The sequence below is a fragment of the Mesorhizobium sp. WSM1343 genome (assembly GCF_055901535.1).
The window spans coordinates 192,779-205,544 of the sequence record NZ_JBVVWZ010000002.1; the positions used below are offsets into that span (position 1 = coordinate 192,779).

14 protein-coding genes and 1 pseudogene are annotated in these 12,766 nt (G+C 58.3%); 7 read left to right on the plus strand and 8 right to left on the minus strand.

The genetic code is table 11. The features are described from left to right. Window positions 1-22: 22 nt before the first annotated feature. Complete coding sequence (locus AC0NIL_RS31440; RefSeq protein WP_013525060.1) at window positions 23-265, minus strand: DUF982 domain-containing protein; 243 nt, start codon at window positions 263-265, stop codon at window positions 23-25. Beyond that, window positions 265-495, minus strand: coding sequence for a hypothetical protein (locus AC0NIL_RS31445; protein WP_013525061.1), 231 nt, complete (start codon window positions 493-495; stop codon window positions 265-267). The genes AC0NIL_RS31440 and AC0NIL_RS31445 overlap by 1 nt, the downstream gene beginning before the upstream one ends. 1,084 nt (window positions 496-1,579) lie before the next feature. Between AC0NIL_RS31445 and AC0NIL_RS31450 the strand changes: the two genes are divergently transcribed. Together AC0NIL_RS31450 and AC0NIL_RS31455 are read left to right on the plus strand one after the other, a co-directional pair. Then, window positions 1,580-2,323, plus strand: a complete 744-nt coding sequence (locus AC0NIL_RS31450) for a Crp/Fnr family transcriptional regulator (RefSeq protein ID WP_013525063.1) — start codon at window positions 1,580-1,582, stop codon at window positions 2,321-2,323. Between the two features lie 9 nt (window positions 2,324-2,332). Next, the gene (locus AC0NIL_RS31455; RefSeq protein WP_013525064.1) at window positions 2,333-2,560 is read left to right on the plus strand and encodes a DUF6894 family protein; all 228 of its coding nucleotides are present in this window, start codon (window positions 2,333-2,335) and stop codon (window positions 2,558-2,560) included. Between the two features lie 476 nt (window positions 2,561-3,036). Here AC0NIL_RS31455 and AC0NIL_RS31460 read toward each other — a convergent pair. From AC0NIL_RS31460 to AC0NIL_RS31475, 4 genes and pseudogenes are all read right to left on the minus strand, one after another. Continuing rightward, window positions 3,037-3,372, minus strand: a pseudogene (locus AC0NIL_RS31460) (Crp/Fnr family transcriptional regulator); the annotation flags it as partial. 393 nt (window positions 3,373-3,765) lie between these two features. Beyond that, window positions 3,766-4,011, minus strand: coding sequence for a DUF6894 family protein (locus tag AC0NIL_RS31465; protein WP_013525065.1), 246 nt, complete (start codon window positions 4,009-4,011; stop codon window positions 3,766-3,768). Between the two features lie 42 nt (window positions 4,012-4,053). Then, window positions 4,054-4,437, minus strand: a complete 384-nt coding sequence (locus AC0NIL_RS31470; protein ID WP_224673134.1) for a hypothetical protein — start codon at window positions 4,435-4,437, stop codon at window positions 4,054-4,056. A gap of 725 nt (window positions 4,438-5,162) precedes the next feature. Next, window positions 5,163-7,079 carry a hybrid sensor histidine kinase/response regulator gene (locus tag AC0NIL_RS31475; protein ID WP_164920093.1) on the minus strand — a complete coding sequence of 639 codons (1,917 nt, stop codon included), beginning with the start codon at window positions 7,077-7,079 and terminating at the stop codon, window positions 5,163-5,165. Window positions 7,080-7,335: 256 nt separating this feature from the next. Between AC0NIL_RS31475 and AC0NIL_RS31480 the strand changes: the two genes are divergently transcribed. Next, the gene (locus AC0NIL_RS31480) at window positions 7,336-8,775 is read left to right on the plus strand and encodes a DUF7125 family protein (protein WP_013525068.1); all 1,440 of its coding nucleotides are present in this window, start codon (window positions 7,336-7,338) and stop codon (window positions 8,773-8,775) included. Continuing rightward, a complete protein-coding gene (locus AC0NIL_RS31485) occupies window positions 8,772-9,827 on the plus strand; it encodes a sensor histidine kinase (protein ID WP_013525069.1) in 1,056 nt (351 codons plus the stop codon). The genes AC0NIL_RS31480 and AC0NIL_RS31485 overlap by 4 nt, the downstream gene beginning before the upstream one ends. 34 nt (window positions 9,828-9,861) lie before the next feature. On the opposite strand, the gene AC0NIL_RS31490 is transcribed toward AC0NIL_RS31485, so the two are convergent. Both AC0NIL_RS31490 and AC0NIL_RS31495 read right to left on the minus strand, forming a co-directional pair. Beyond that, the gene (locus AC0NIL_RS31490) at window positions 9,862-10,047 is read right to left on the minus strand and encodes a recombinase family protein (RefSeq protein WP_245268667.1); all 186 of its coding nucleotides are present in this window, start codon (window positions 10,045-10,047) and stop codon (window positions 9,862-9,864) included. Window positions 10,048-10,416: 369 nt separating this feature from the next. Continuing rightward, a complete protein-coding gene (locus AC0NIL_RS31495; protein WP_245467720.1) occupies window positions 10,417-10,611 on the minus strand; it encodes a recombinase family protein in 195 nt (64 codons plus the stop codon). Window positions 10,612-10,877: 266 nt separating this feature from the next. On the opposite strand from AC0NIL_RS31495, the gene AC0NIL_RS31500 reads away from it, so the two are divergent. The 3 genes from AC0NIL_RS31500 to AC0NIL_RS31510 all read left to right on the plus strand — a co-directional run bounded on the left by AC0NIL_RS31500 (window position 10,878) and on the right by AC0NIL_RS31510 (window position 12,465). Next, window positions 10,878-11,192: a YMGG-like glycine zipper-containing protein gene (locus tag AC0NIL_RS31500; protein ID WP_013525070.1), complete on the plus strand. Its 315-nt coding sequence runs from the start codon at window positions 10,878-10,880 to the stop codon at window positions 11,190-11,192. A 179-nt stretch (window positions 11,193-11,371) separates the two neighbouring features. Then, window positions 11,372-11,986, plus strand: coding sequence for a class I SAM-dependent methyltransferase (locus tag AC0NIL_RS31505; protein ID WP_024504651.1), 615 nt, complete (start codon window positions 11,372-11,374; stop codon window positions 11,984-11,986). 107 nt (window positions 11,987-12,093) lie between these two features. Further along, window positions 12,094-12,465 carry a nuclear transport factor 2 family protein gene (locus tag AC0NIL_RS31510; RefSeq protein ID WP_013525071.1) on the plus strand — a complete coding sequence of 124 codons (372 nt, stop codon included), beginning with the start codon at window positions 12,094-12,096 and terminating at the stop codon, window positions 12,463-12,465. The last annotated feature ends 301 nt before the right edge of the window (window positions 12,466-12,766 follow it).

Here is a 12,766-nt window from a genome sequence, read left to right on the forward strand (position 1 = left end):
TTCCTCGACGCCCCTAACATTGCTAATCGGGCAGCAGCATTTCCTCCTCCTCAGCCGCATCCTCGAAGAGTACACGGAAGTCGTTGGTCGGCATCTTGCCATCCATCGCCGTCAGGCAGGCCTCCGCCGCCAGTCGCCATTTGGGGCCACGGTTGGACCACTTCAGTAGTTCCTCGGCGGCAGTGTCGATACGGCTGATCCCAAGGCGGAATCCCGGTCTGTCGGTCTTGACGTAGACAGGCGGGTTGAACCAACGAAGGGGCATCAGGATTCGCGCACGTCGAACGCAACGAAAAGCTCCCGTTTCGTGGCACAATCGACGATCATCGCGACCAACTGGCAGTCCGTCTCATGGAGATAAAGGCCGCGCTCGCGCACTGCTGTAATGGTTGCTTTCACGGAAATGATGGCGCCCGGTTGAGGGCCCAAAAGGCTCTCTCGAACCAGCTCCTTGGCCGTCGTCTGCGCAGGCCGGACAGGTGTTTGAATGTCCATCCCATCCTCCCAGAGAGACAGAACCTCAATCGTCTATTCTGTGGCGCACTTTCTGAAAAAGACAAGTACCAGAAGCGTACAAAGCGGGTAGTAACGGGCGCGACCTTCTTGGGTCTGTGCGCTGTCATCAGACCATCCATGGGCGCTCATGGTCATCCAAACACAGCGCGGAAGGTCGGCCACCCCGAAGGAAGAATGTGCCTGTTCGGACATACATCGTCCGGAAGATGGTGGGATTACGGTCGCAGGAGCGCGCCGCCAAACTGCGCCCATAAGCGTTCGCACTCTCTCGCCCTTAGGCTCGGCGTCGCCGGTTCGCCGTAGAAGACCATGGCTCGGCGAACGTCGTATCCAGCACCGATGCGTTCGCCACGAATTGAATGGCCATTCCCAAGGTGATGGGAGCGATTTTGGCACCCGCTTTGGTCGTGAGGTCAACCACACCGAACACTTCCGCACTGGCACGCCTGCCAGCCAAAACGGCCCTCGAGATGGCACTCTTCACGGCGAGGAGCATTTCGGTCAGTCGTCCGCTGAAACGGCTCTACAAACTCTCAAAAGCAAGGTTTGTTCCCGGTCACGCGGCATCTCCCCAAGTGCCGGCTGCAAAAACCAAACTGGATCACGCGGCCTTTCTCATACCTGTGTAGTTGATATCAATCTGCTCGACCGGAAGGTCAGGCCGCCTAGCCCAGTTCCTCTCAGCGTCAAGCAGTTCATTCGGCCCAGTCAAGCCGTTCATGAACAGCCTGAGCACGTGCGCAGCTATGCGCTCTCCTCTCTCCGAAGCGAGAGGTACGCCGCGCTCGTTGCAGACCGTGTGACAAACGTGGGCCAGCATCTCAACATCGCTCGGCTCCAAAAATCGGCCCGGATACAACATACCATTTCCTTGTTAGACGATTGCGATGGATGTCCCTTACGCAAGGTCAGCGGCAGCCACAATCAACTATGATAGTGACGTCTCGACGCTGGCAAGAAAGCAGGTCGGTCGCGCTGGCTGGCCACGGGCCGTCTGCTCTGGGCAGCGCGGCGGAACATTAGCGCCCGCTGTAAGTTGGGCGCCAACCCCAACAGGTTCTTCATGGCGCAGGTTCCTTCCTCGAACATTTTGATCCGCAAGCTCCAGACCATCTCGGAACTCGCAGAACCAGATATTGCAATTTTGGGAAATGCCCGGATTGAGGAGAAGCAATATCAGGCCAACGCAGACATTCTGCGCGATGGCGACCAGCCGACGCTTTCGTTTGTTGTTCTTGACGGCATGATAGGCTCGACCAAAATGACAGGCGACGGCAAACGCCAAATCACCTCCTTTTTTGTTCCCGGCGACATTCCCGACCTTCATGGACTGCATCTGTCGGTCATGGATTGCACCTTTACGGCTCTAATGCCCTCTCGGGTGGGCTTCATGCGGCACGACGCTCTTCGCTCTATTTGCGACCAGCACCCTTCGATAACCACAGTGTTTTGGCGCTCGACGCTTGTCGATGCGGCGATCTATCGAGAGTGGGTCACCAACGTCGGAAGACGCGACGCCTATACTCGCATGGCTCATATTTTGTGCGAACTTATTGTCCGCCTCCGCGCAGTCGGCCGCATAGAAGATCATGTGGCCCGCCTTCCGATAACGCAGGCTGCGCTCGGTGATGCGCTCGGCCTTTCCACCGTACACGTGAACCGAGTTCTTCAGGATCTTAGACGCGACGGCCTGATATCCACCGTGGGCTCGCATTTTCATGCAACCGACTGGTCAGGGCTCGTTCGCGCCGGGGATTTTGATGGGATGTATCTGCACCAAAGGGCCGCTGACGTGTTGCGCCAATAGAGGTGTTCCATGGCGAGATATTTCTTTGACAGCAGTGTCCGCGACGAGCTCATAAAAGACGATGAGGGGATCGAATGTGATGGGATCGAGGAAGCATGCCGAGAGGGCATGGACGGGCTCAGAGATTTGGCGCTTGAATTCTTCAAGGACCCCGATGGGCAGCAATTGGCGATCTATGTCAGGGACGAGGCTGGTGAAAGGCTGCTGAGCTTGAGCATCACCCTTCAGGGAAGCTGAGTGGCTTTGAGCTTACCCGGTTTCGCTGTGTAGCCGCGCAGGGGCTCCAGCGTGCGAACCCGCCGTACGCATCGGCGGGGCCTTACGACAGACCGCCGGGACCGTTGTGCCGCAACCAATGAGCCGGTCGGTTTGCGAACGTCAATAGCGCCGAGGAAGGCTAATCGGCGGGTCGCGCGGGACTCATGGTGGTGCGCGGTCTCAGCGCCCAGAAGACCTCGATCACGAGTAGACGCGCGTCTTGCATGGGCCTGGCCTGCGCGAGGCTGTTCTTTGGGCAAGAAAGTGTTAAGACCGGAACATCCGTGCGCGCCCAGGGTTGGATTGCAATCGGGTCGCATCGCGGCTTCCGCAGCCGTTTCGTGTCACCGGCAATGTGGGCGGGACGGGCTGTATTGCTGGCGCGAGGCGCAGGTGCTTGGATCACTGCGGTCTACGTCCGGCATGCTTGGAGCGCTATAATCGAACTTAGAGCGCTATAATCGAACTAGCCGAACGTAATCGGCTTCTGGCTTGCCGTAGGTGCCGTTTGCGCAGGCCGCAAGTCCGCTGCGGTCCCTGATGTGCACTTCGCCACGTCGAGAATAGATGAAACCACGTCCTTCCAGCACTTGCAGCCCAACGGTAACGCCTGGGCGTCTTGCTCCAAGCATGACGGCAAGAAACTCATGGGTGATCGCAAGGCGCTCGCCGTGGACCCGATCGTCACACATTAGGAGCCAGCGCGCCAACCGCTCTTCAAGGTTTGATTTTGCGTTGATCAGGGCCGTATAGCTGGTCTGGATGTGGAAGTAGTGGACATAGCCCAACAGGATACGCCCTCTGGCGCGCGATTGACAGTGAAATGCAACCTGATGCACGGCGGCCCCTCGGCCGCCCAATTACAAATCAGGGGTGTACAAAGTTAAAGGGTTGGAATCGTACAGACTCTGCTCCGTACGAATCTGACTATTTCCTGATCGAGGCAAAAGCGGGCATGATGTGCATCTTGCAAGGATGTCGACATTATCCGGTGGAATAAGGAACCAGCTCTCCCCTTAGGGCTGGATAGCGCCTGCCTTCTCGACTAGCCGCTGTAGCAGCTAGTGGGACTCAGCAATAATGCGGCGCGTTGACGTGATGTTCGGAAAGGATGATGTCAGCCTCAGCGACCGCATGCCGCTGGCGTTGGTGCGCAGCCATAATGAATAGCTAGGGCCGCGTCTTCATCTATCGGGCGGCTCACGCACCAAGTCGACCGTGACCTTCACGGTGAATAGGAGCTTGCTGGTGTGATCGCGGACATGGATGGCAACCTCTCTGAAAGTGCCGTCCGGCATCCGGTCTTTGGCCATTTCAAGCAACGCTCTTGCTGCCTCATCTTCAGCGGCTTCCCGGCTCGCAATTTCGGTTCCTTCAGGATCGGGAAAGACTTCGCCATCGTCGGTTAAATCAAAGAAGAAGCGGGCCATGCGACCCTAATTCCGAATCCCCAAAAAGGTTTCCTTGTAGCGCTACTTGCTGGTGATCCAATCCACCAGGCCAGTTTCCATCTGCTCGCACCCGGTGAATTCATGTACCAGGCTCGTGGCCAGATCACGCCATTGATACTCAGGCACACCCGTTTGCCTGACCAACTCTCGGAATGCCGAGCGGAGAATGTCGGCGTCAAAGGCGGAGACGGCGACGCTTGCCACGCCCGGATCTTCCCACCCTCGCGCCATGTCATCGTGGTGACGTTGGCGAAGGCGTTTGAGCAGTTCGCGCGATGTCTCGATTGCGCGCCTTGAACGATCCACGTCTTGGCGAAACTTGGCAGTTCCGATCATGGAATTATGCCGAACAAGATAGCCGGTTGCGATTACGGCTTGTGCAACTTCTAAATGCGTTCGAACCATCGCGGCCTCCCTTCCAGCGAAAGGAATTGTTTACCCTGTTGTCCAGCATAACCCCAACGGATTCGCTGTACGTTTTCAACCAATCGGCTATTCGGCGATTGTCGGCCAATTGCTGGGTTTTAGCTCCGGTGAGCGGCATTTCACCTCAAAGTGCCGTGGCGGCCGGCGCAGAGGTGCGCGAACCTTGGCGCCGACCAACAGAATCTGAGCGGTCATGCCTCGCGCTGGTGGAGTATATCGGCCCTTCGGGAACCACAGTGACGCCAAACGCAAGACCCGGAGAAGTCGGTGCGCACAGTTCACCATTCATTTACAATATTAGCGCAGGCTGAAAATCGGACATGCAGGGTAGCTCGTACATGGCCCTTAACCCCGGTGAAGACCCAGCGCCAGCGCTTTTCTGTTTCGCTGCTGGGTAGGCCTGTCCGCACTCCTGCTTGACTGCGCGACTGCGCGCCTCGCGGTTCCCAATCCTTGCAAACAGTTAGATCCGGGAGCTAAGTGCGGCATAGGCTGGTAGGGCAGGCGACCAGAGCGATCTTTCGAAGAACGAAGTCGTCCTCTCGCACGATTCGGCTGCTTGAACGTACACTTTCCATAGAAAACTCCCTTCTGACCGCCGAGCAGGTTGCCGCTTCGCAAGTACACTCAGAGAGAAATATTGGAGGGTCTTGTCCCAGCTTGACGCATCAAGGAACTCAGAGGGGGTGGTCTCTAAGGCGACCCTACGCGACATTAGCGGCTGCTATTGCGTTCGCCAATTCTTCTTCAGTAAACGGCTTGCTGAGAATTTTGGTGTCGCGAGTCCCCGGGAGTTCGGCGTAGCCCGTTGCTATAATGACGGGTACGTTCGGCCACTGGCCTTTGATCGTATTCGATAGCTGCAGGCCCGTCATTTTCGGCATAGCATGATCCGTTATGACGAGGTCGAACGGCTGCTCCTCCAGCAACCTGAGGGCTGCCGCCGCAGAATGCGCCTCCGCGACAGTATGGCCGAGATCCTCGAGCATTGCCGCGGTATTCAAAAGGACCAGCGCATCGTCATCCACTGCCAGAATCCGCAGCGACGCCGTCTCAATGGCTTCCTCGGCAAGAACATCCGGCCCGCGCGCGACTTCCGAGCTCGCGATGGCCACCGGCAGCCACAGTTCCGCCGTCGTTCCTGCTCCCTTGCGGCTCCTAAGCGTCAGGCGCCCGCCCATTTGTTCTGTCATCCCATGGACCATAGACAGACCGAGACCCGTACCTTTGCCAACGCCTTTTGTGGTGAAAAACGGTTCCGTCGCCCGAGCCAGCGTTTCTTCGTCCATTCCTTCGCCAGCGTCTGCTACCGAGAGGCAGACGTAGGGGCCCGGGGCCAAGCCAGCCTCTTTGCTTTCGCCGACCTGTTCCATCCGAGTGGAGATGACGATCGTTCCGCCGCCAGGCATCGCGTCCCTGGCATTGACGCACAGATTGAGCAATGCGAGTTCGATTTGACTTTCATCAACCATCACACGATCAAGCGAGAGCGGAAATTTCGTCTCTATGATCGCCCTTGAGCCCAGCGATCGTTCCAAGAGATCCTTCATTCCGTGTATGAGCCCTATCAAATCGACAGGCTTTGGATCGAGTTGCTGCCGCCGGGCAAAGGCCAGCATGCGCTGCGTCAAGGACGCTCCCCGTCGCGCGCCGAGCACCGCGTTGTCGAGAAGACGCAGCAATTGTGGATCGTCGGGAAGCCGTTTGCGGAGCAGCTCAAGACTACCCAGAATCGCCATCAGCAAATTGTTGAAATCGTGAGCGACGCCGCCCGTCAGTTTGCCGATCGCATCCATTTTTTGGGAGTGGAAAAGGGCCTCACGTGCCTGATCCAAAGACTCCTGCGCCTTCTTCCGCTCCGTAATGTCGCGTGTGATCTTCGCGAACCCCAGGAGTTCGCCATCCTCGTGCCGAATGGCGTCGATGACCACGTGGGACCAGAACGCAGTGCCGTCTTTGCGTATACGCCAGCCTTCGCGCTCAACTCGCCCTTCACGGGCGGCGATCTCCAGGGCACTTTGCGGACTGCCTCGCTCGCGATCCTCGGGCGTGTAGAATTGAGAAAAGTGCTTGCCGATTATTTCGTCGGCCGAGTAACCTTTGATGCGTTCTGCACCCGAGTTCCAGCTCGTGATTACGCCTTCAGGATCAAGCATGTAGATCGCGTAGTCCGTCACGCCCTGAACCAGACGCTGGAACTGCTCCTGATTTTTCCGGATTTCCTCCTCCGCTTTCTTGCGCTCGGTAAGATCACGGGTGACTTTGGCGAAGCCGGTTAGTTGGCCGCTTGGATCGAGTATAGGATCCACCACAACGTGAGCCCAGAAAGGAGTCCCGTCGCGACGAACCCTCCAGCCCTCGGTCACAAATTTGCCATCGCGGACTGCTGTCTCCAGAGTCCGCGATGGAAGACCAGCTTCGCGATCCTCCTCCGTGTAGAAGCACGAGAAATGCTGACCGATGATCTCGCTGGCGGAATAGCCTTTGAACCGCTCGGCCCCCGCGTTCCAACTCGTCACGGTTCCCGAACGGTCCAACATATAGATCGCATAATCAGTAACGGCCTCGACGAGAACGCGGTAGCGATCCTCATCGGCTTTATCGACGGTTCCTTGAATCATACCCCATCCGTTCATTTGTTAACTCTGTGAAACTGCTGGCGTCTTGGATGGTTCCACAGACGATGGGAAGGCGTGCGCGCTGTGGCACAGGCCGTGACTGCCGTGGCCTGCAACGAGCTACTTGCCTGACGGGGGCGCGGCCATTACAGAAATTGGAATTTCAGATACCGGGCCGGGCCGCCGATCGCTCCACCCAGTTCTACTTCGAACCTGTGATACTGGCGGCTTGCGATTCCTGTTTGGAGACGATGGCGGAATGACCGAGCGAAAGAAGCAGCCCGTTGTAAGTTCCGGCATTGCCGGCTTGGACGAAATTCTTCGCGGTGGATTGCCCGCTTCAAATTTCTATATCGTGCAAGGCGATCCAGGCGCAGGCAAGACGACGGCGGCGTTGCAATTCCTGCGCGCTGGTGTGGCAGCCGGTGAACGCTGCATCTATGTCAGCCTTTCGCAAACCGCCGCCGAACTGCAAGCGATTGCGTCCTCACACGGCTGGACGCTTGATGGCATCCGCGTTGAGGAATTGTCCGCTTCGGAGACCCTGAGCGGAGCGGCCGATCAGACGATTTTCCAGACTGCGGACCTTCGATTGGATGAGACGCGCAAGGCGATTGAACGCGCGATTGAAGAACACAAGCCACACAGGCTTGTTTATGACTCGCTGCTCGAGATCCGGCTGATTACCGGCGACACACCGAGGTTCCGGCGCGAGCTGATTGGTTTCAAGGCCTTCCTGGCCAAGCGGGGCATTGTGGCGGTGTTGCTCGACACCCAGACCAGCGGAGGCGATCACAATGGCGAGGAAATCGAGGGCATTGCCCACGGCGTGATCCGGCTTGATAAATCTCTCGAGGATTACGGCGGCGTGCGCCGGCGTGTTGAAGTCAGCAAAATGCGCGGCGTGCCGTTTGCAGACGGTTATCACGATATGGCTATTCGCGAGGGTGAAGGCGTTGTGGTGTTTCCGAGGATTGTGCCCGGGTCGCCTGCCGAAGTGACCAAGCCGCAACTGATCAAATCAGGGGTAGCCGCTCTCGACGAGATGTTCGGCGGCGGCCAGGAATCGGGAACCATAACGCTCGTGATTGGTCAGTCGGGGACAGGCAAGTCGACGATGTCGTCGCTTTACGCCACTGCCGCGCTTCAACGGAGCGAGAGCGTGGCCCTGTTCCTGTTTGAGGAGCGGCTGGAGACTTTCTTTCGCCGGTCCGAAGGCCTTGGGATGGATCTTCGGCAGTTCTACAAGGACGGCCAACTCGTCATCTACGATTTTAGTCCAAACGAAATCTCGCCCGGAGAGTTCGGCCAGATTGTGCAGCAAGTCGTCAGTCGCAACAATACCCGGGTAGTCGTGATTGACAGCTTCACCGGCTATCTGAATTCTCTTCCCCACCGGGAAAAGGCGGTGCTGGACATCCAGTCTCTCCTGAAACATCTCGCTCGCGCTGACGTGCTAACCATGCTCATTGTCGCCCAGCATGGTTTGCTCGGGCAGAATGTTGGGATCGACGTGGACGTCAGTTTTCTCGGCGACACCGTGCTTCTGCTGCGCATGTCCGAGCATGAAGGCCGCCTTAGGCGCAATATCACGGTCGTCAAGAAACGCCACGGTCCCCACGATCTCGATGTCCGGGAACTGTTCATCGCGAGTTCCGGCGTTTCCGTGGTTGCCTACAATCCTCTGCCCGAGACGTGAGCGACGTCGAGCGAAACGGGCTGGGAACACTGGATTGGGTGCTCATTTTGGCGCCTTACCGCAAGGATGCTGGTTACACCGCCTCCCTGCTTCAGGAACGTGGTTTACGGGCTCGAGCGGCGAGCCCCGAGGACTTAGAGGGATTGCTTGCACTGTCCCCTGGAGTGCTGGTTGTCACCCACGAAGCCTTGAATCCTCAGGCGATCGCAACAGTTGAAGGTTTCCTTCAGGCGCAGCCCAATTGGTCGGAAATTCCAATCGTTGTTTTGTTGGACCGTGGGGCACAGCAGTCACGCATCCAAGCGGCGCTGAGTGCTGCCTGGCCACGTTCGCGCCAGATATACTATCAGCGTCCAGTGGCTGCGCTCGAACTGATAAGCGGAATCCAGTCGGCACTCCTCACCAGAATTCGCCAGCGCGACGTGCGTGACTATCTTGAGCGGGAGACGGAACTCCGCCTTGAGCTAAATCATCGAGTGAAAAACATCCTGGCGACCGTCATATCCATCTTCGATATGACCAGGCGCGGTGCGATCTCGGCAGAAGGGCTTGCAGAAGACTTCAAAGGGCGATTGAGAGCCTTGTCGGATGTTCATTCTGCAGTTTTTGCTGCCGGTGGCGAGACCGTGGCCTTAACGGATGTCGCAAAATCGGTCCTCGCGCCATACCTTTCCAAGCAACAAACTGCCATCACGATCGACGGACCCGAGGTGCTGCTTTCGCGCGATGCCGGTACAACTCTCGCCCTCTCGCTTCATGAACTAGCAACAAACGCCATTAAATATGGCGGCTTGTCCCGCCCCGAAGGCAGGATACGATTGGAATGGAATATAACGGCGAGTTCGGAACCAGTGCTGACGCTGAGATGGATCGAATCAGGAGGACCGTCGGTAGTTCAACCCTCGCGAGTAGGGTATGGAACACGCTATATGCGCGCCGCATTGACCAGCCTATTTGGAGAGGCTCCAGATCTTGTTTTCGCGTCGGATGGCCTGCGTTTCTCTATTCGCGGCCTACTGTCCCGCCTTGCACCCGATGAACGGCTAGGCTGATCGCGGCAGCGCTACAATTTGGGCAGCGGAAATTCTAAGGTCGGTTGAGACCGGTGACCACTCCCTTGGCATTCAACGACCGCGCAATCTGAAGCTCGGTCCGACCAGCCTTCGCGTATTCATGGTAGATCCAGCGCACCGTCGCAATTTCATCAGGTGGTCCAGGCACGAGGATGCCCCGATCCGTCTGGAGGCCCTTGTACTCTTTGAGAGCGAGCATGGTCTTTGTGCGCCCAAGCTGGTCGATGAACCGGCGCCTCAGGCCCAGGCCGGCCGACCCTCCCTGCCGGTGTCACCATTCGAACGAGCCTGCACTGGCCGGCAAACACCTTGACCGACAACACCCGGCTGTGCTCGGCACGCTATCGTGCGCTTTATCGCCTTGAGCAGGTCTGATCCGATGCTGCCATCGTTTGCGAACTGTTCGCCAAAATATTCAATTCAACGCCGGCAACACGACACCGATACTCGTACGACGCACTCTCATCGGGGTTCGGGAATCGCCCCCAGCGGCTCACATCGTAGACGATGACGATTCGAAATCCGCGTTCTTCGTTTCGACATCCGCCAACAGCCTTTGCTTCGAGGTTCAAGCGCTGCGACCGGCGTCCTCGTATGTGGCCACGGTGTCGTAGTTCATCGCATCCGCGAATTCACGGATTGCATCCTTCTGATTGTCGATCGAATAGCTCTGGTGGTCGGTGGACATTCGCAGGTATTGAGCTGCGCGCACGCGCTGTGCGTTCTCAGCAGGTCGACGGACCGTGTGCGCCTGTTCCATCATTTAGCGCCTGGAAGGCAGATTGAACGTCCGCTTGAACCGGACGATCCTAGCGGTATGAGGCTTCAATCTCGTTACACAATGATCGACACTTTGTACCGAATGGGACTTGTCGCCATAAAACGAGAAGCGCGGAAAATAGCAGGCAGGCTTCTATCAACACCCGAGAAACCATGTCTTTTATCGTGACGGCTCGTGCCCCCGTTCCGCCGCATTGCAGCCGCAGGTGGCAAGCCATAGGGATATCAGGCCTTCAAGGGAGACCTTACATGAACGTTCACAAAGTCATAGCCGCCGTGCTGATGACCGCGGCACTGGCCGGGTGCGCGCAGACCGAAGGCCAGCAGCGGGCCGGAACTGGCGCTCTGATCGGCGGCGCTGGCGGCGCCCTCGTCGGTCAGGCCATCGGCGGCAACACCGAAAGCACGCTCATCGGCGCTGCCGGCGGCGCCCTGCTCGGCGCCGTCGTCGGCTCGGCCACTACGCCGCAGCGTCGCGGCGAACAGATGTGCCGCTACCAGGACCGCCGCGGCCGCATCTACACGGCGCCGTGCGACGACAGGTACTACAACGGCGATTATTAAGCAGGGTTAGTCTGCTCATCCGTTGTCTGAGTGGGAAATGGGAACGGAAGCTCCACTGTGGGGCGGTGGCCCTGCTGGTACATTGTTTCTGATCGCGCCGCCGGCGGCGGCGCTGCGTTGTCATCTTTTGCCCATAACATAGTGCTACCAGCAAGGACGGCGGGTCTCTGGAGGTCGTGATGACTGAGAGCCTTGCCGGCACCCTGAAGAGCCGTGGCAAACAGGCAGCCAAGCGGCTGCTTGGCTATGATTCCCGCAACTGGCTGCGTATCCGCCAGATCGAGGCTTTCAGCCTCTTTCTCGAAGCCAGCAACCGTAAATCCTCCGACGTGATCGAGATCTCGCCCGGCTGGAACCGCTATTGGCGCACGATGTGCTCCAACTACCGCTCTGTCGACTTCCCCGCCTTCGACATCTGCAACGACCGCACCGATGAGCAGTATTCGATCGTCATCGCCGACCAGGTGCTGGAACACGTGCAGCGTCCGCAGGCGGCGGTGCGGAACATCCACGCCATGACCCGACCCGGCGGTTGGGCGATGGTGGCAACGCCCTTCCTGTTTCGCGTGCACGCCAGACCGCACGACTACAACAGATGGACGCCCGCCGGACTCAAGCAGCTGATGGTGGACGGCGGCTTCCCCGAAGCCAACGTCAAGGTCCACGGCTGGGGCAACAAGGCCTGCGCCAGGGCCCATATCGGTGGCCCTGTTCGCGCCTACGGCCTGTGGCGGGATCTCAGTAACGACGAGGAATACCCGCTGATGGTCTGGGCGTTCGCTAAGAAGGGGTGAGTGGCGGAAGCCGCGCTCCATCCCGGTCATAGCCAGGGTGTCTGGCTGGACACTTGACCGGATCCGCCGCCAGTGACCTACTTCGAAATCCGAGGAGCCGTTCGCGAATGGACATTCGAGCCACATTGACGGAGCTTTGCGAGGCCTTCAATGCGCACGATCTGGACCGCATCATGGCGTTCTTTGCCGACGACTGCGTTCTGGAGATGCCAAGGGGGGCCGAGCCTTGGGGAACGCGCTGCGAGGGCAAGCGCAGCGTACGAGACGCGCTAGCGACACGCTTTGAGGGTTTGCCCGATGTGCATTACGGCAGTGGACAGCACTTTGCGGACGAGGCTGCCAACACCGGCATGTCGAAATGGACCCTCACCGGCACCACCCGCGAGGGCGTCAAAAAGGAAGTTCGAGGTTGCGATTTCTACACATTTCGTGACGGAAAGGTGATCCGCAAGGACTCATACTGGAAGATCGTGGAGTAGGGGGTTGGCATTCCTGTCGGATCTTTTCGTTGTCCCGCATTCCAAAACAGGTGGATTACGCGATGCGCGTTTGCATCGCTGCACTCGCCGACGAAATGCCAACCTCAGAATTCCGGAACGCATTCAAAGTAGCTGCCAAGGATGAAACCACGTCCAGCTATTCCATGTCCGGCACGTCGCCACCCGCAAACAGAGTCGTCGGCTCGCCATAAGCCACCGAAGGGTTACCCTCGCGCGACCACGCAATGAGGCCAGCATGCTTGCCGGTTTGCAGGTCGCCGGTCTCATGACGGTGGAAGGC

Bases quoted from the DNA above. Each gene is read 5' to 3' on its own strand.
- AC0NIL_RS31490 (WP_245268667.1), bottom strand. From the start codon at position 10,047: ATGCTCGCTCTCAAAGAGTACAAGGGCCTCCAGACGGATCGGGGCATC.
- AC0NIL_RS31475 (WP_164920093.1), bottom strand. From the start codon at position 7,079: ATGATTCAAGGAACCGTCGATAAAGCCGATGAGGATCGCTACCGCGTT.
- AC0NIL_RS31465 (WP_013525065.1), bottom strand. From the start codon at position 4,011: ATGGCCCGCTTCTTCTTTGATTTAACCGACGATGGCGAAGTCTTTCCC.
- AC0NIL_RS31510 (WP_013525071.1), top strand. From the start codon at position 12,094: ATGGACATTCGAGCCACATTGACGGAGCTTTGCGAGGCCTTCAATGCG.
- AC0NIL_RS31500 (WP_013525070.1), top strand. From the start codon at position 10,878: ATGAACGTTCACAAAGTCATAGCCGCCGTGCTGATGACCGCGGCACTG.
- AC0NIL_RS31450 (WP_013525063.1), top strand. From the start codon at position 1,580: ATGGCGCAGGTTCCTTCCTCGAACATTTTGATCCGCAAGCTCCAGACC.
- AC0NIL_RS31470 (WP_224673134.1), bottom strand. From the start codon at position 4,437: ATGGTTCGAACGCATTTAGAAGTTGCACAAGCCGTAATCGCAACCGGC.
- AC0NIL_RS31480 (WP_013525068.1), top strand. From the start codon at position 7,336: ATGACCGAGCGAAAGAAGCAGCCCGTTGTAAGTTCCGGCATTGCCGGC.
- AC0NIL_RS31455 (WP_013525064.1), top strand. From the start codon at position 2,333: ATGGCGAGATATTTCTTTGACAGCAGTGTCCGCGACGAGCTCATAAAA.
- AC0NIL_RS31505 (WP_024504651.1), top strand. From the start codon at position 11,372: ATGACTGAGAGCCTTGCCGGCACCCTGAAGAGCCGTGGCAAACAGGCA.
- AC0NIL_RS31445 (WP_013525061.1), bottom strand. From the start codon at position 495: ATGGACATTCAAACACCTGTCCGGCCTGCGCAGACGACGGCCAAGGAG.
- AC0NIL_RS31440 (WP_013525060.1), bottom strand. From the start codon at position 265: ATGCCCCTTCGTTGGTTCAACCCGCCTGTCTACGTCAAGACCGACAGA.
- AC0NIL_RS31495 (WP_245467720.1), bottom strand. From the start codon at position 10,611: ATGATGGAACAGGCGCACACGGTCCGTCGACCTGCTGAGAACGCACAG.